Source organism: Mycolicibacterium nivoides (genome assembly GCF_003855255.1).
GTDB classification, from domain to species: domain Bacteria; phylum Actinomycetota; class Actinomycetes; order Mycobacteriales; family Mycobacteriaceae; genus Mycobacterium; species Mycobacterium nivoides.
In genome coordinates this window covers 2,138,862-2,155,886 of sequence record NZ_CP034072.1, presented here as the reverse complement: position 1 = coordinate 2,155,886, position 17,025 = coordinate 2,138,862, and the positions used below count along the sequence as shown (strand labels likewise).

The window sequence follows — 17,025 nt, the reverse complement described above, 5'->3', positions numbered from 1 at the left end:
GTGGCTGCCGTCGATGTCCGTCCCCCGAACAAGTCTGACGTGAAGCGGCTCGCCGCGGTCCTGGGCCGGGCCTTCCACGATGACCCGGTGATGGCCTGGATCCTGGCTGACGACACCCGTCGCGCCAAGGGCCTGCCGCGGCTGTTCGCGGCGATCACGCGCCACCATTTTCTCTCCGGCGGTGGTGCCGAGGTGGCCGTCCGGGACGGCGAGATCGGCGCGGCGGCGTTGTGGGACGGCCCGGGCCGCTGGAAACAGACGCCGAGCGAAGAACTGCGCATGCTGCCCACGATGGTGCTGGCCTTCGGCAGCGCCATGCGGCGTGGACAGCAGGTCGTCGAGCTGATGAAGAAGCAGCACCCCGAGGAACCGCATTGGTATCTGGCGGTGATCGGCAGTGACCCCGCGGTGCGCGGCGGCGGTTTCGGGCACGCCCTGATGCAATCGCGACTCGACCGGGTGGACGCCGAGCATGCACCCGCCTACCTGGAGTCGAGCAACCCCGACAACATCCCGTACTACATGCGTTTCGGGTTCGAGGTCACCGGCGAGATCGTGCTGCCCGACGGCGGACCCACCATGACGCCGATGTGGCGGGCGCCGCGGTAGCCAGACGCGACGGCAATCGCTGACGCATCGCGGCTGTTACAGTGCGAAGGCCGACCAACAGGGGAATCCGGTGAAAAGCCGGAACTGACGCGCAACGGTGTGAGGCACTGCCTCGAGTCCGACTACCTGTGGCCGGGAATGACCGTTGACGGCTCCGCGACTGGGCCCTGGATCAAAGGAAGTTGTTGGCCGTGCGTGTGCTCACCGCACTGTTGTGCCTGTTGTCTGTGACATTGTCGCTCACGGTGGCTTGCGGGCACCGAGAGTCCGGCGCCGACAACCCCGCCGCCGAGGCCACCGCGGGCCCGACCAGCTATCCGCTCACGATCGAGAACTGCGGTGTGACAGTCACTTTCGATGGGCCGCCGCAGCGGGCGGTGTCGCTCTACCAGTCCTCGACCGAGATACTGCTGGCGCTCGGTCTGGCTGATCGGATGGTCGGCACGTCGACCTGGTTTGATCCGGTGCTGCCCGAGCTCGCGGCCGACAATGCCACCGTGCCCCGGTTGGCGGACAACGACCCGGGGCTGGAGACGGTGCTCGGTGTCGAGCCGGACCTGGTGACCTCGGCCAGCGCTCACACCTTTACTTCCGCGGTGGTCGCCGACCGGCCCAAATTCGCCCAGCTGGGCATCCCGACGTATCAATCGCCTTCGGTGTGCACCGGGGCGCGCGTCGAGGGTGAGACCGTCACCCGCACCGAACCGCTGGCCCTCGACACACTGTTCCGGGAGATCGCCGAGCTGGCCCAGATCTTCGATGTGCAGGAGCGCGGCCACGACCTGATCGCCCGGCTCACCCGGCGGCTGGACGACACACCGTCGATCACCGAGCCGGGTACCAGCGTCGCATTCTGGTTCTCGGGGCTACGGACGCCGTATCTGGCCGGCTGCTGTTCGGCGCCCGGGCTGTACGCCACCGAACTCGGCGTCACCAATGTCTTCGCCGATACCCGCGAGGACTGGCCGGAGGTCAGCTGGGAGGCCCTGGCCGACGGCGATCCTGACGTGCTGGTGCTGGCCGACCTCAATCGAAGGCGCGTCGACGGGGACGCTCTGGATGCGAAGGTGAAGTTCCTGGAATCGAATCCAGTGACCAGGAACATGACCGCGGTGCGCGACAAGCGCTATGTCGTGCTGTCCGGATCCGAACTCGACCCCGGAATCCGCGAGATCGATGCCCTGGAGAAGCTGGCTGCCGGTTTCAGGGCGTTCGGGCTGGCCCGGTGACGGGACGGGTCCGGCTGATGGTCGGACTGATGGGCGCGCTGCTGTTGGCTGCCTGCGGCCAGGCTGCCGACCCGGCAGCGCCTCCCGGGGCGGCGCCCGGATATCCGGTGACGGTGCAGAATTGCGGCAGGCAGGTGGTGATCGATGCACCGCCGCAGCGGGCGGTGTCGTTGAACCAGGGCTCCACCGAGATTCTGCTCTCGCTGGGCTTGGCGGACCGCATGGTCGGCACCGCGACGTGGACGGACCCGGTCCGCCCCGGCCTCGAGGCCGAGAATGCCCGGGTGCCGCGCCTGGCGGTGAACAAGCCGTCGCTGGAGACGGTTCTCGACACCGAACCCGATTTCGTGTCGGCGTCTTTCGGCGGCACCCTGGGACCCGGTGGTGTCGCCGACCGCGACCAGTTCGCACAGCTGGGCGTGCCGACCTATCTGGCACCGAGTGACTGCGAGGGCAAGAACTCGGTCAACGGCGACGGCGCGCGCAGCACCCCGTTCAGCATGGATGCCGTCTACACCGAAATCCGGGACCTGGCGACGATATTCGGTGTCGTCGAACGCGGCGATCGGCTCATCGCGGAGTTGCGCCGCCGGATGGACACAGCCGGTGCGGCTCTCTCCGGAGTCGACATGGCCTTCTGGTTCTCCGATGTTCGTGCCCCCTACTTCGCCGGCTGCTGCGGATCCCCCGGGGTGATCGCCAGGACCGTCGGGGCACGCAACGTGTTCGCCAACACCACAGATGAATGGCCGCAGGTGAGTTGGGAGAGTGTGGCCGACCGCGATCCGGATGTGCTGGTGCTGGGCGACCTGAGCCGCCGCACGATCGACGGTGACGCGCTGGAGACCAAAGTCGACTTCCTGGAATCGAATCCGCTCACCCGAGGCCTGACCGCCGTCCGGCACCGCCGCTACATCGTGGTCAACGGGGCCGATCTCAACCCGTCCATCCGCACCGTGGACGGCGTCGAGAAGGTGGCGAAGGGCCTGGCCGAACTCGGTTTCGGCTCACCGCGGTGAGTCTGCGTACCGGATGGCTCGGCGGATTGTGGGCCGCCGGCCTTGTCCTTCTGGTGTTCTCGGCCGCGGTGGCCATCACCATCGGGCCCGCCGCGTTGTCGGTGGGCGACGTCTACCGCATCGTCGGCGACCGTCTCGGCGCGGGGCCCTCGGGGACGACCCGACTGCAGGAGAGCATCGTCTGGCAACTGCGCCTGCCGAGAGTCGTCCTGGCGGCCATCTGTGGAGCCGGGCTGGCGCTGTGCGGGGCGATACTGCAGTCGCTGCTGCGCAATCCGCTGGCCGACCCGTTCGTGCTGGGGGTCTCATCGGGTGCTTCTACGGGCGCGGTGCTGGTCGCGGTGCTCGGCGTCGGCGCGGGCACGCTGACCTTGTCCGGCGGCGCCTTCGCCGGTGCGGTGCTGTCGTTCGCCGTGGTGCTGCTGCTGGCCTACGCGGCCGGCGGCGGGACCGACCGGGTGGTACTGGCCGGAGTGGCCGGAACCCAGCTGTTCTCGGCACTGACGTCCTTCATCGTGTTGTCGTCGGCCGACGCCGAACAGACCAGGGGAGTGCTGTTCTGGCTGTTGGGCTCGCTGGCCGGGGTGTCCTGGTCCGATGTCCTCACCTGCGCGGTCGTCGTCGGAGTCGGGCTGGCGGTGTGTTTGGCCTATGCGCGCACCCTCGACGCCTTCGCCTTCGGTCAGGATGCGGCCGCGACGCTGGGCGTCGCGGTGGCCCGGGCACGCGTCGTGTTGCTGGTCATGACCGCGTTGGTGACGGCGGCCCTGGTCAGTGCGGCCGGGGCGATCGGATTCGTCGGGCTGGTGCTGCCGCACGCCGCGCGTTTCGTCGTCGGGCCCGGCCATCGGCGCCTGTTGCCGACCGCGGTGATCCTCGGCGCGATCTTCATGGTGTGGGTGGACACCCTGGCCCGGACCGTCTTCGCTCCGCAGGAATTGCCCACCGGGGTGGTCACCGCACTGCTCGGCGTCCCCGCGTTCGCGTTGATCTTGTTGCGGCGCAGGGGGATACGCCGATGAGCCTGCGGGCGTTAGAGGTGTGCTGGACCCGTTCGGGGCGGGTCGTGCTCGACGGTGTCACGGTCGACCCGGCTCCGGGCAGCACAGTCGGATTGTTGGGGCCCAACGGATCCGGCAAGTCTTCACTGCTGAGGCTGTTGGCCGGGATCGACCGGCCTGATTCCGGATCTGTGCAGCTCGACGGTCGTGAGCTGCACACGATGTCGCGGCGCGCGGTGGCACGCCGGGTGGCGATGGTCGGGCAGCACGCCGACACCGATCTGGACATCGCGGTCCGCGACGTCGTCAGGCTGGGGCGCATCCCGCACACTCCGGTGTTCGGGGCCGGCCGCGACGACACCGAAGCCGTCACCGCGGCGATGGCGGCCACCGGCTTGCGCGGCATGGCCGACCGGCTGTGGCACACCCTCTCGGGTGGGGAGCGTCAGCGCGTGCAGATCGCCCGGGCGCTGGCCCAGGAACCCAGCGAGCTACTGCTCGACGAGCCGACCAACCATCTCGACATCGCCCATCAACTGGAGATCTTGGCGATGATCCGCACGCTCGACGTCACCAGTGTGGTGGCCCTGCACGATCTCAACCTCGCGGCGATGTTCTGCGACCACGTGGTGGTGCTGTCAGCGGGAACCGTGGTGGCCAACGGCTCCCCGGTCGAGGTGCTGACCGAGGAGCTGGTGGCCGACGTCTACGGAGTGCGGTGCCGGATCACTGTCGACGACGCCGGACCGTACGTGCGATTCGAACGCGGCGGCCCGACCCGCGGCACGGGTAGTCAGCTCCAGGAGTACTGAGCGCGCAGCCGTAGCGCGACCGCTTCGAACCGGCCGCGATCCAGGATCGCGCCCTCACGGCGGATGCCTTCCTCTGGAACGTCGAGCACCCGGTCCAGCCGCACCCAGCTCGGCCTGCCGTCGTAATCCCAGGTGCCTGTGCCGATGGCGATCCAGTCCGGATCGTCTCGGTGGTAGTCCTGGCTGGACAGCATCAACCCGAGCAGGGTGCGCTGATCGCGGCCCACCACCAGGACCGGCCGGTCCTTGCCCTGGGTCGGATCGTCCTCGTAGACCACCCAGGTCCAGACGATCTCGCCGGGATCGGCCTGCCCGTCCAGATCGGGGGCGTAGACGACTTTGCGGGCCCGGTGTGCGGTGGGCACGCTGTTCTTCGATACCGGACGGCCGGCGGTGATCGCTTGCGGCGGCGGGGCGGCCGCACCGGCGAGCACGCCGAGACCCAGCCTGAGGCCCTGCTGAAGGCCCTGTTGGATGCCTTGCTGCACAGTCCGCGGCACGTTGTCCGTGGTCTGTAGCTGACGCACGAACTTCGGTGCCTCGTTGAACACCAGGTTCTCGGCGCCATCCACTACGCCCCTGAGAACCTGTTGGAACGCCTTCCACTGCGACGCCATGGTGTCGAGCATATGCGAGCGGACCCCTGGCGATTGTGTCGCGACGGTGGTTGCTCGATACCCTTAGGGAGCACAGCACGTGCTGGACACCCACGCTCACCAGGAGATTCCCATCAGCAGCTTCGCCGACAAGACGTTCACTGCGCCGGCGCAGATCAGGAACTTCTGCATCATCGCCCACATCGACCACGGCAAATCGACGCTGGCGGACCGGATGCTGCAGCTCACCGGCGTCGTCGACGACCGGTCGATGCGGGCGCAGTACCTGGACCGGATGGACATCGAGCGTGAGCGCGGCATCACCATCAAGGCGCAGAACGTGCGGCTGCCCTGGAAGGTGACCGGCGATGACGGATCCGAAGAGAACTATGTCCTGCACCTGATCGACACCCCCGGCCACGTCGACTTCACGTACGAGGTGTCCCGCGCGCTGGAGGCGTGTGAAGGGGCAGTGCTGCTGGTCGACGCCGCCCAGGGCATCGAGGCGCAGACGCTGGCCAACCTGTACCTGGCGCTCGACCGGGACCTCACGATCATCCCGGTGCTCAACAAGATCGACCTACCCGCCGCGGACCCGGAGCGTTATGCCGGCGAGCTCGCCCACATCATCGGCTGCGAGCCCTCGGATGTGCTGCGGGTGTCCGGCAAGACCGGTGTCGGGGTCGCCGAGTTGCTCGACGAGGTGGTCCGGCAGGTGCCGGCGCCGACCGGCGACGCCGACGCTCCCGCGCGGGCGATGATCTTCGACTCGGTCTATGACATCTACCGCGGCGTGGTCACCTACGTGCGCGTCGTCGACGGCAAGATCACCCCGCGCGAGAAGATCGCGATGATGTCCACCGGCGCCACCCACGAATTGCTCGAGGTCGGCATCGTCTCACCGGACCCGAAGCCCAGCGACGGTCTCGGCGTCGGCGAGGTGGGCTACCTCATCACGGGTGTGAAGGACGTCCGGCAGTCCAAGGTGGGCGACACCGTGACGACGGCGCGCAAGGGAGCCACCGAGGCCCTGACCGGCTACCGGGAGCCCAGGCCGATGGTCTATTCCGGGCTCTACCCGGTAGACGGCTCCGACTATCCGGTGCTGCGCGAGGCGCTGGACAAGCTGCAGCTCAACGACGCCGCGCTGACCTACGAGCCGGAAACCTCGGTGGCGCTGGGTTTCGGGTTCCGCTGCGGCTTCCTCGGGTTGCTGCACATGGAGATCACCCGCGAGCGCCTGGAACGCGAGTTCAACCTCGACCTGATCTCCACGGCGCCCAACGTCGTGTACCGGGTGATCAAGGACGACGGCTCCGAGATCGTGGTGACCAACCCGTCGGACTGGCCCGAGGGCAAGGTCCGCGAGGTCTACGAGCCCGTGGTCAAGACAACGGTGATCGCGCCGAGCGAGTTCATCGGCACCATCATGGAGCTGTGTCAGGCGCGGCGCGGTGAGCTCGGCGGCATGGACTACCTGTCGCCCGAGCGTGTCGAGTTGCGCTACACCATGCCGTTGGGCGAGATCATCTTCGACTTCTTCGATTCGCTGAAGTCCCGTACCCGCGGTTATGCCAGCCTCGATTACGAGGAGGCCGGTGAGCAGCTGGCCGATCTGGTCAAGGTCGACATCCTGCTGCAGGGCGAGGCGGTGGACGCGTTCAGCGCCATCGTGCACAAGGATTCGGCGTCCGCGTACGGCAACAAGATGACCACCAAGCTCAAAGAGCTCATCCCTCGTCAGCAGTTCGAGGTGCCGGTGCAGGCCGCGATCGGAGCGAGAATCATTGCCCGCGAGAACATCCGGGCGATCCGCAAGGACGTGTTGTCCAAGTGCTACGGCGGTGACATCACTCGTAAGCGCAAGCTGCTGGAGAAGCAGAAAGAGGGCAAGAAGCGCATGAAGACCATCGGTCGCGTGGAGGTTCCTCAGGAGGCGTTCGTCGCGGCCCTGTCCACCGACGCGGCCTCGGACAAACCAAAGAAATGACCGTTCCGGGCTGGGCCCGGCTGTGCACCACCGGGGTCGTGGCGGCGGCGGTGTTGGCGTTGTCGCTCGGGCTGTCGGGTTGTGTGAGCACTGTCGCCGGTGTGGCGTCGCGTGACCCTGATGAGCCGAGGTGGGAGCCGATGCTGATCGAGGCCGACCTCGATGGCCTACTGCTGGGGGTCGATGACCTCAACGACATCGTCGGGTCGTCGGATCTACAGGTGAGCTTCGATTCCAGTACCTTGAACGACAATTCGGAAGCCGTATCGGATCGGGATTGTCTGGCCGCCGCGTTCGGTGCTCAGGAGCTTGTTTATCAGGACAGCGGGTGGACGGCCGTGCGCGACCAGATCGTGCGCGAGCCTGGCGAGGGCAACCCGCATTGGATCGAGCAGGTCGTGGTGCTCCATTCCACGGCCGAACAGGCCCAGGCATTCGTGAAGCACTCCCAGGCGATCTGGGAGGGCTGTGCGGGAACGATTGTCACCTTTGACTCCGAGGACATGCCCCAGATCTGGTCGGTCAGCGACGTCACTGCAGATGATTCCTCGATAAGCCAGATGTCGACCCCCGAGGACAGTCCCAGCGGAGGATGCCACCACGTGCTGTCGGCGGCGTCCAATGTGGTCGTCGAGGCGTGGGTCTGCGGTGACGACATAGACCAGCAGGCAACCGAGGTCGTCAGGGAGATCGTCGCCCACGTCCGCAGCAAGTAGGCTCGGATTTCTTCGCGCTGAGTGCAACTCTCGGCGCGGGGCGACCGCGACCGTAGTGTCGGCGCAGTGTCCAGAGAGCTGCATCTGCTGGCCTTCGGCAATACCCGGTCTACCGGGCCGTGGCGGCATCCCGATATCGACAACAGCACCGCCGGAGTACGCCGGCGGCTGATCAGCTATGCCCAGACCGCCGAGGCCGGCACATTCGACGCGTTGTTCTTCGCCGACGGCCTGAACTACGGTCCGCCGGCGACCTGGCCGTACAAGATCACCGAAGACTTCGAACCACTCACCGCGACGGCCGCGCTGTCATCGGTCACCGACCGGATCGGGCTGGTGGTGACCGGATCGGCCACCCTGGCCCACCCGTATCACCTTGCCCGCCAGCTGCTTTCACTCGATCATCTCAGCGGTGGCCGGGCCGGCTGGAATCTGGTGACCAGCTTCGCGCAGGCCGCCGCCGACAACTTCAGCGCCCGCGGTGTGGTGGCCCACGACGAGCGCTACCGGATCGCCGAGGAAGCGCTTGCGGTGGTGCGCAAGCTGTGGGACGGCTGGGGCGAAGACACCATCGTCGAAGACCGCGCTGCGGGGATATTCAACGATGTCACCAAGATTCAGCGGACTGATCACCACGGGCGCTACTTCGACGTGGCAGGCCCGCTGGGCTCGGCCCGGTCGGCGCAGGGGCAACCGGTGATCTTCCAGGCCGGATCATCGGAAACCGGACGGGGTTTCGCGGCTCGGCACGCCGAGGTGATCTTCACCAGCCACGGCAATCGGGCGCGGGCGCGGGAGTTCTACACCCAGATCCACGAGGAGTCGCGGCGCACGGGCCGGGCCAGGCCTCCGTTGATCACCCCGTCGCTGCGGTATCTCGTCGGCTCCACCGAGGAAGAAGCCAGGCGCGCACAGCAGCAGGAGTATGAGTACTTCAGCCCGCAGTACCAGGCCGGGTGGCTGCTCGAGGTCGACGTCGACGTCACCGGTGCGGACCTGGACGGTCCGGTTCCGGAGTCGGCGTTCCCGGCGCACACCGAGACCCACCAGACCGCGTTGGCGGGCTACCGGCTACTGGCCACCGACGGAAACCCAACGGTGCGAGAGTTCCTGTATCGCACGGTCAACGGTTGGGGAGCCGCGGTGGTGGGCACGCCCGAGCAGATCGCCGACGAGATCGAGCAGTGGTTCAGCGCAGGCGCTGCCGACGGATTTGTGCTGCGGGACTCCGGATTACCGGGTCAGCACGAGCTTTTCGTCGAGCAGGTGGTGCCGGTGCTGCGCAAGCGCGGGCTGTTCCGCCACGAATACGCCGGCGCCACACTGCGATCCCATCTGGGGCTGGACGCACCACAGCGGCAGCTGTCATGACCGAACCCTATGTTCTGTCGGCGTTCACCATGTCGACCGTGTCGCACGGCAATTTCGGGCTGTGGCGCCACCCGCAGGACCGCACCGCCGACTACACCGATGTCCGGTACTGGGTGGAGTTGGCGAAGCTGCTCGACGACGGCGGATTCGACGTGCTGTTCATCGCCGACGCGGTCGGCCAACTCGACGTGTTCGGCGGTGACGCCCGCGCCGCGCTGGCGCGGGGCGTGCAGACGCCGGTGACCGACCCGCTGCTGGCGGTGTCGGCGATGGCCGCGGCGACGCAGCGTTTGGGATTCGGCATCACGGTGTCCACCACCTACGAGAGCCCCTACCTGCTGGCACGTAAGTTCAGCACCCTGGATCACCTCACCGGTGGCCGGATCGGCTGGAACGTCGTCACCTCGCTGCTCGACAGCGCGGCGCGCAACATCATCGGCCGTGACCGGCAGATCCCGCACGACGAGCGTTACGCGATGGCGCAGGAGTTCGTGGAGGTGACCTACAAGCTCTGGGAAGGTTCGTGGGAGCCGGGTGCGGTGCTGCGCGACGCCGTGCGGGGGGTGTACACCGACCCGGCGAAGGTGCACGACATCGGCCACAACGGCCGGTACTTCACCGTGCCCGGGGCGCACCTGGTCGAACCCTCGCCGCAACGTACTCCGGTGCTGTTCCAGGCGGGTACCTCACCAGCGGGACGGGAATTCGCCTCCCGTAACGCGGAACTGGTGTTCGTCAGCGATCCGCGGCCCGACGTCCTGCGCAACCACATCGAGGACATCCGGCGCCGGGCGGCCGGGCACGGTCGCGACCCGCAATCGCTGAAGTTCATCACCTCGGTCGAGATCGTCACTGACAGTACCGATTCGGCGGCACAGGCCAAGGCACGCGAACTCGCCGACTTCCACGACCTGGAAGGCGGGTTGGTGCTGTTGTCGGCACTGTCCGGGGTGGACTGGTCGACATATGGGGTCGACCGCCCGATCGGGCAGTTCGACACCGACGCCAGCCGGTCCATCCTGGCCGCGGTCACCGATTCCGGGGTCCGTGAGCGCCTGACGTTGCGGGATTACGTCGGGGGACTGGGCGGGTTCGGCGGCGAGTTGTTCGTCGGGTCGGCCGCCACGGTGGCCGATGCCCTGGACGCGTATGCCCACAAAACCGGGGTGGACGGGTTCAACATCGCCTATCACGTCACGCCCGGCAGCTTCGCCGATGTGGCCACCTACCTCATCCCCGAGCTTCGCCGGCGTGGCCGCGCCCGCGAGACCTCCGATCCGACCACGTTGCGGCAGAAGCTGTTCGGCGGAGGCGACGGATTACTGCCTGATGGGCACCCGGCCGCCGCATTCCGTAGGAATTCCGTTCATTCGCAATAGAATCCCGTCGATTCCATAGCTGACGACGCGAATCCGATTGCGGCAGTGTGGCAACACATACCGACATATCAACCACCCGTACCGGTTCACGGACGGGAGGCGTCGCGGTCAGAAAGGGACATTGCCGTGACTACTACAGACGATCCGAAGACGCACCCGCCGACGGAGGCCGGAGGCCGCACGCTGATTGCGGCGGAGTCGACGGGGCTGGAATCGGGCGCACTCGGCCCGTGGGGCGTGTTCGCCCAGGGGCTGGCGGCCGCCGCACCCAGCGTGGCCCTGGCCGTCGTGCCGTTCTCGCTGTTCGTGGCGGCGGGCAAGGGTGCGGCGTGGGCCGCGGTGATCGGCCTGTCCATCGTGGTGCTGGTCGCCATCACGATCAGTTTCCAGGCCAAGCGCACGGTGTCGTCCGGATCGCTGGGGACCTACACGGGTAACGGTCTGGGCCCCGGCTTCGCCTTCGCCGCCGGGTTCAGCCTGCTGTTCGGCTACATCGGTTTCGCGACCACCGGCACCCTCGGTGGGGTCTTGTACCTCGACGCGTTCCTGGAGTCGATCGGCCTTGGATCCCAAGCGGTCTGGTTCCGCCTGCTACTGGTGATCGTGGTGGTCGGCGTCGCGGTGTACCTGCCGTACCGGGGGGTTTCACTGGCCGCCAAATACGAGCTGGCCTTCGAATTGCTCGCCATCGCGTCGATCCTGGTGATCATCGTGGCCTCTTACATCGGCTACGGGTTCCGCATCGACTGGGAGCAGTGGAACCCCCAGCATCTCGGGTCCAGTGCCACATTCATCGCGGCGGTCACGGCGGTGGGTTCCTACGCCGGCTTCGAAAGCGTCGCCTCGCTGGGCGCCGAGGCCAAGGACGCCCACCGAAACATCGCCAGATCCCTTCTGCGTGTGGTGATCCTGATCGGGGCCCTCTACATCTTCGCGACGTACCCGCAGATCCTGCACTTCGGCGAGATCGACGGGGACAAGGCCGTGCTGCCGCAGCTGGCCACCAGTGTCGGGGTGGAGTGGGTGAACCAGGTCGTGAGCGGTGCCGTTGCGGTCGCGTTCATCGTGTTCGTCACCGCGGTCACCACCGCCGCCGCGCGCTCGTTGTTCACCTTCGCCCACGAAGGCGCCCTGCCGCACGTGTTCACCAAGGTGCACCCGACCTACAAGACGCCGTGGGCCGGTGTGGTGTTCGTCGGGATCCTGGCCCTCGCGTTCTCGATCACGGCCACGTTCAGCTCCGCGGGCCGGCTGGTGTTCGACGTGTACGGCGGCTACGTGGCCAACTGGGGCTTCCTGGTGAGCTACTTGCTGGTGGTCATCGCCACGCCGATCTGGCTTCGCAAGATCGGTGCCCTGACCCCGCGGCGGCTCGCCGTCGCGGTCGCGGCCACCATCGGCCTCGGGTATGTGATCGTCAGCAACTTCTACCCGGTGCCCGAGTTCCCCTTCAACATCCTGCCTTTCGTGTTCGGCGCCATTCTGCTGGCCGGGCTGTCCTGGTACTGGTACCTCAAGCGGACCCGTCCTGAGGTGGCCAACCGGATCGGCACCATCCAGAGCGTCTCGCCCGAGGAACAGCAGCGACTGCTCGACGCGGGCGTGACGCCGTGACGCTGATCCATGACAGCCCGTCCGCAGCGTCGGATGTCACCGGTTGGACCGTCGCGGAGGTAACCCCACGACACCACCCGCTGATCGCCGACTTCCTGGCCACCACGCCGGGGCTCGGTGGACGCAAGTTCGCCGCCGATTCCCGCGATATCGCAGAACAACTCGACGGCGCGTATCCCGGCTCGGCGGTCGTTCTCCTCGATGAGGACGGTGCGGTGGCCGGATACACAGCCCTGCACCGACCGGACGGTGCGGAACCGGAGGTGTTGGGGGACTTCGTATTCGGTCCGCACGCCCCAGCCGGGACGGTGCGGGCGATCGTCGACGACACTGTCGATCGGTTCGGCCGGGTGGCCGTGCCGGGCGCCTACCTACGGGTGTTCATCGGTGCCGACCAGGCAGTGACGATCGATGCCCTGCTCGCCCGGGGAGCGCGCCAAGAGCGCCAATTCGCCAGCACCCGAAAGTCGTTGCGCGACGAGGATCCTGTCGCGCTGGCCGAGGCAGGGATCGAGTCGATCACGATCCTGTCGTGGCCACAGGTCCTGGCGGAAGGTCTCGCCGAGCAGGTCCGACAGGTGCAATTCGACACCTTTCGCGAGCATTTCGGGAACATGTCGAAGACCCCGCAGCGCTGGGAACATCACCTGGCCAGCCGAGCGTTCACCCCGGATTTCAGCCTGGCCGCGGTGGATGACGACGGTGTGGTGGTCGGGTACGTGCTCGGCTCCACCTACACATCGGGAACCGGCGCGGACGAGATCCGCAGCGCCCATACCGACTACATCGGTGTACGCGCGGACCGCCGCAAGGCCGGAACCGCGGAACTGCTGCTGCGAAAGCTCTGGCTGGCGGCGCTGCGGCGGGGATTCACCCATGCCTCGTTGGGCACCGACATCGCCAATGCCAGCAATGCCCACCTGCTCTATCAGCGGTTGGGTTATCGCACTGTCCGCGACGAGTACGCGTATCGAATCGACGCCGAGGAGAATTTGTAATGACAACGGCTAGTACCTATCTGAAGCGCCCGACGGGCTATGACGCTGAGCTTCGATCGGTGTTCGCGCCGATCTTCGATCGGATCGCCGAGGGGAATCGGGAGCGTGAGGCCGACCGGGTGTTCCCGCATGAGCAGGTGCGCTGGCTCAGCGACGCCGGGTTCGGCACCCTGCGGATCTCGGCCGAGCAAGGCGGGTTCGGTGCGTCGCTGGAGCAGACCTTCCTGTTGCTGGCCGAGTTGGGGGCGGCGGACCCGAACGTCGCCCACATCTGGCGCAACCACCTGGCCTTCGTCGAGGATCGCCTCAACGCGCCGGTGTCGGAAGACAACAACGCCTGGATCAAACGTTTCCTGGCAGGCGAATTCGTCGGCGGCGGCTGGACCGAGGCCAACAACGTCACACTGGCCAACCTGGCCACCACGGTGATCGCCAAGGATGACCACTGGTTGGTGAGCGGCGCGAAATATTATGCGACCGGCAGCCTGTACGCGGACTGGCTCGATGTGCTCGGCCGGGGTGACGACGGTGAGTTGTGGACGGCGCTGGTGCGTGCCGATGATCCGGGAGTGACCCTTACCGACGACTGGCGAGGATTCGGCCAGCGCACCACCGCGAGTGGTTCGGCCCACTATGAACTGGCCCGCGCCGAGCGTGGCAACGTGTTCCCCGCAGCGGAACGGTTCAGCTACCAGGCGCACTTCTATCAGACCGCGATGCTGGCGGTACTCACCGGCATCACCAAGGCAGCTCAGCGCGACGCGTCGGCGGCGCTGAAGGACCGCAAGCGCAACTATCCGCAGGGTCTGGCCGAGGTGCCGGCTCAGGACCCTCAGCTACTGCAGGTCATCGGTGAGCTTTCGGCCGAGGCCTTCGGCGCGGAGGCGGCGCTGGGCGTCAGCGCACGCACCCTGGACCGGATCGTCGCCGGCCGACTGGCCGGAGGTGAAGACCACGCCCGTCAGTTGTTGATCGAAGCCGAAGTCGCGGTGACGCAGGCGCAGCTGGTGATCATCGGTGCCGCATTGCGGGCCACCACCCGGCTGTTCGACGCCCTCGGTGCCTCAGGGGTATCCGAAGAGCTTGGCCTGGACCGGCATTGGCGCAATGCGCGTACGCTGGCGTCCCACAATCCGGTGGTCTACAAGGCCCGGATTCTCGGGGACTGGTTCATCAACGGCAAGGATCCGGTGGCCGACCTGGCGTCCCGGGGACGCGGCGGGCAGGGCAACTGAGGCTGCGGGTCAGCCGACCCGCAGCACCGCCTTGCCCGCGACCTTGCGGTCGAGCAGGGCCTGGGCTGCCGTGGCGATGTTGTCCCACGTGTCCCGCCACCCGATCTGCGGGTCCAGCTCACCGTCGGCCAACAGGGTCAGCAGGTAATCCAGGTCCGCCTGAAACGGTGCCCGGACGGTGAACGGCTCCAATCGCTTCCGGTTGCCGCGGCGCCGTTCCGCTTCGAAGTTGATCGTGGTCGGCTCGTTGGAGGCCATCCCGATCGATTGCACCGACCCGCCGTCGGACACCAGGCTGAAGGCTTGTGCCAAGAGCTTCCCGCCGACGTTGTCGAGCACGCCGAAGACCGGCTCGGTCACGGTGTCGAGCCCGACGACGACTTCGGCCGCGCCCAGTTCCTCGAGACCCTCACCGCGCGCGGGGCTGCCGACCGTGGCCACCACGTGTGCACCGGCCCGGGCTGCCAGTTGCACGGCGAACCGGCCGACGCCTCCGGAGGCACCGGTGATGAGCACCCGCCGGCCAAGTACCGGGCCGAGGGCCCGCAGCGCCTGCAATGCGGTCACGCCGGCCACCGGCAGCGCGGCGGCTTCCTCGAATTCGACGAACTCGGGAAGCTCGGCGAGATTCTCGGTCGACACCGCGCGCCGCTCCGCCCAGCCGGATTCACCGCTGAAGCCGACCACCCGGGTACCGACGGGCGGGCCGGACCCGTCTGCCGCGGCCCGTGCGACCACACCCGCGCTGTCCCATCCAGGAACCTCGCCCGGGCGGCGCATGTGATCGATGAAGTGCACTTCGCCGAAGTTCAGAGCGATCGCATGGACGTCGATCAGCGCCTGAGATTCGGTTGCCGGCGGCTCAGCCACCTCGTCGAACCGTAGCTTGGCGGGGGCGTGCGGGTCGTAGACGATGGCTCGCATGAAGTGGCCAACCCCAGCTGTATCGCCGCTATTCCCTTTCCGGTGATTCCGTAGGGTTGGCGAGGTGAGCGAGGATGACCGCATCCGGTGGGACGCGACGTACTCCAGCCGCCGTGGGCCGGCCGGCGAACCCACGCCGCCACCCGCCTTCGCCGCCCACACCGACGCTTTTCCGGTGCGCGGAACAGCGCTCGACCTCGCCTGCGGCCAGGGACTCGGCTCGGTATGGCTGGCCCGGCGCGGTCTGGATGTCTGGGGGATCGACGTGTCTGCGATCGCCATCGAGCAGGCCACGGAGCTGGCGGCACGGTGCGGCGTCGCCTCCCGCTGCCGTTTCGATGTGGTCGACCTCGACGACGGTCTGCCGCCGGGTCCGCCGGTGGATGTGATCGTCTGTCACCGGTTCCGCGACAGTCGACTCGACGACACGGTCGTCAAACGCTTGGCCCCAGGCGGATTGCTGGCGATCTGCGTCCTCAGCGAGGTCGGCGCGGCACCGGGACGGTTCCGGGCCGCTCCCGGTGAGCTTGTCTCCGCCTTCACCGAGCTCGACGTGTTGGCGGCGGGGGAGGGCGACGGCGAGGCCTGGCTGCTGGCACGCCTCCCGGGCCCGGCCGTGTCTGGCCGGTGACGCCGCAGGGCCGGACCGATCGGAATCGGCCCGGCCCCACGTGCGCGCGATCAGATTCTCACCACGCGGGGAGCACCACCTGCTTGCCGCCGAAGGATTTCACCAGCTGCTCTTTGATCGCGTCGGACTGATAGGCCTCCTTGAGCGCCTGGATCTTCTCGCTGTTCTGCTGCCCGTCCTTGACGGCGATCACGTCGGGCGACTGATTCTGCTTGGTTTCGGTGACCAGTGCGGTGCTGAAGTCGATACCGATGTCGGCGGCCTGGGATCCGTAGAGGAAGCCCGCGTCCGCGTCATCCAGCGCCTTGGGCAGCAGGGCGTAGTCCAGGCCCTGGATCTTGATGTTTCTCGGATTCTCGACGATGTCCTTCTCGGTGATCGAGAGCGGATCGACACCGGGCCGTAGCTTGATCAGACCCGCGTCGGCCAGCATGAGGAACGGCCGGTAGTAGTTGGACGGATCGACGTGTGCAGTGACCAGCGCACCGTTGGGCAGGTCCTGGATGGATTTCCATTTCTTGGAGAACAGACCGCTCGGATCGACGAACGCATCGAACGCCGCGACCAGGTGACCGTCGAACTGGCGGTCGTAGTAGTCCAGGTAGGCCTGATGCTGGTGGTATGTGGCGTCGGCTTCGCCGCTCTCTACGGCGGCATTGAGCTCTGGACCGTCGGTGATGAACTTGTAGTCAAGTTTGTAACCGTGCTTGGCCACCTCGTCGGCAAGCACCTTCGTGGTGTCCTCGTAGAGGGCGATGTTCGTCGAGACGAACTTGATGGTCTTGTCATCGCTGCCGCCGCTGGACAGGCCCGTCACCTGGCTGCATGCTGAGACGATCAGCAGGGACAACGCGAGCAGGCTCGACGTGAGGATCGACCGGTGTGGTGTGTGTCTTTTCAT

General features: G+C 67.1%; 16 protein-coding genes. 13 read left to right on the top strand and 3 right to left on the bottom strand.

Annotated elements, in window-relative coordinates; all coding sequences use genetic code 11:
• The 5 genes from EH231_RS10210 to EH231_RS10190 all read left to right on the top strand — a co-directional run bounded on the left by EH231_RS10210 (nt 1) and on the right by EH231_RS10190 (nt 4,670).
• A complete protein-coding gene (locus EH231_RS10210; protein ID WP_124712354.1) occupies nt 1–609 on the top strand; it encodes a GNAT family N-acetyltransferase in 609 nt (202 codons plus the stop codon).
• Between the two features lie 191 nt (nt 610–800).
• Nucleotides 801–1,838 carry an ABC transporter substrate-binding protein gene (locus tag EH231_RS10205; protein ID WP_090432200.1) on the top strand — a complete coding sequence of 346 codons (1,038 nt, stop codon included), beginning with the start codon at nt 801–803 and terminating at the stop codon, nt 1,836–1,838.
• Nucleotides 1,839–1,855: 17 nt separating this feature from the next.
• On the top strand, nt 1,856–2,857 hold the full coding sequence (locus EH231_RS10200; RefSeq protein WP_124714238.1) for an ABC transporter substrate-binding protein: 1,002 nt from the start codon (nt 1,856–1,858) through the stop codon (nt 2,855–2,857).
• Nucleotides 2,854–3,879, top strand: a complete 1,026-nt coding sequence (locus EH231_RS10195; protein WP_164480838.1) for a FecCD family ABC transporter permease — start codon at nt 2,854–2,856, stop codon at nt 3,877–3,879. The genes EH231_RS10200 and EH231_RS10195 overlap by 4 nt, the downstream gene beginning before the upstream one ends.
• The gene (locus tag EH231_RS10190; protein WP_090431676.1) at nt 3,876–4,670 is read left to right on the top strand and encodes an ABC transporter ATP-binding protein; all 795 of its coding nucleotides are present in this window, start codon (nt 3,876–3,878) and stop codon (nt 4,668–4,670) included. Before EH231_RS10195 ends, EH231_RS10190 begins: the two co-directional genes overlap by 4 nt.
• Here the strand turns inward: EH231_RS10190 and EH231_RS10185 are convergent.
• Complete coding sequence (locus EH231_RS10185; RefSeq protein ID WP_090432194.1) at nt 4,652–5,287, bottom strand: type II toxin-antitoxin system PemK/MazF family toxin; 636 nt, start codon at nt 5,285–5,287, stop codon at nt 4,652–4,654. The genes EH231_RS10190 and EH231_RS10185 overlap by 19 nt on opposite strands.
• A 79-nt stretch (nt 5,288–5,366) precedes the next feature.
• On the opposite strand from EH231_RS10185, the gene lepA reads away from it, so the two are divergent.
• The 7 genes from lepA to EH231_RS10150 all read left to right on the top strand — a co-directional run bounded on the left by lepA (nt 5,367) and on the right by EH231_RS10150 (nt 14,569).
• A complete protein-coding gene (gene lepA, locus EH231_RS10180; RefSeq protein ID WP_090431674.1) occupies nt 5,367–7,256 on the top strand; it encodes a translation elongation factor 4 in 1,890 nt (629 codons plus the stop codon).
• Nucleotides 7,253–7,972 (top strand): sensor domain-containing protein, encoded by a 720-nt coding sequence (locus EH231_RS10175; protein WP_090431672.1) that lies wholly within the window; start codon nt 7,253–7,255, stop codon nt 7,970–7,972. The genes lepA and EH231_RS10175 overlap by 4 nt, the downstream gene beginning before the upstream one ends.
• Before the next feature lie 66 nt (nt 7,973–8,038).
• The gene (locus EH231_RS10170; protein ID WP_124712353.1) at nt 8,039–9,343 is read left to right on the top strand and encodes an NtaA/DmoA family FMN-dependent monooxygenase; all 1,305 of its coding nucleotides are present in this window, start codon (nt 8,039–8,041) and stop codon (nt 9,341–9,343) included.
• Nucleotides 9,340–10,722, top strand: coding sequence for an LLM class flavin-dependent oxidoreductase (locus tag EH231_RS10165; RefSeq protein ID WP_090431668.1), 1,383 nt, complete (start codon nt 9,340–9,342; stop codon nt 10,720–10,722). Before EH231_RS10170 ends, EH231_RS10165 begins: the two co-directional genes overlap by 4 nt.
• A 126-nt stretch (nt 10,723–10,848) precedes the next feature.
• Entirely contained in the window at nt 10,849–12,336 is a 1,488-nt protein-coding gene (locus EH231_RS10160) for an APC family permease (RefSeq protein WP_090431666.1), read from the top strand.
• Nucleotides 12,333–13,334: a GNAT family N-acetyltransferase gene (locus tag EH231_RS10155; RefSeq protein ID WP_241177922.1), complete on the top strand. Its 1,002-nt coding sequence runs from the start codon at nt 12,333–12,335 to the stop codon at nt 13,332–13,334. The genes EH231_RS10160 and EH231_RS10155 overlap by 4 nt, the downstream gene beginning before the upstream one ends.
• Nucleotides 13,334–14,569: an acyl-CoA dehydrogenase family protein gene (locus tag EH231_RS10150; RefSeq protein WP_090431664.1), complete on the top strand. Its 1,236-nt coding sequence runs from the start codon at nt 13,334–13,336 to the stop codon at nt 14,567–14,569. Before EH231_RS10155 ends, EH231_RS10150 begins: the two co-directional genes overlap by 1 nt.
• A gap of 9 nt (nt 14,570–14,578) precedes the next feature.
• On the opposite strand, the gene EH231_RS10145 is transcribed toward EH231_RS10150, so the two are convergent.
• Nucleotides 14,579–15,493, bottom strand: a complete 915-nt coding sequence (locus EH231_RS10145; RefSeq protein ID WP_090431662.1) for a zinc-binding dehydrogenase — start codon at nt 15,491–15,493, stop codon at nt 14,579–14,581.
• 64 nt (nt 15,494–15,557) lie between these two features.
• Between EH231_RS10145 and EH231_RS10140 the strand changes: the two genes are divergently transcribed.
• The gene (locus tag EH231_RS10140) at nt 15,558–16,124 is read left to right on the top strand and encodes a class I SAM-dependent methyltransferase (RefSeq protein WP_124712352.1); all 567 of its coding nucleotides are present in this window, start codon (nt 15,558–15,560) and stop codon (nt 16,122–16,124) included.
• Between the two features lie 58 nt (nt 16,125–16,182).
• On the opposite strand, the gene EH231_RS10135 is transcribed toward EH231_RS10140, so the two are convergent.
• Entirely contained in the window at nt 16,183–17,025 is an 843-nt protein-coding gene (locus tag EH231_RS10135) for a MetQ/NlpA family ABC transporter substrate-binding protein (protein WP_164480836.1), read from the bottom strand.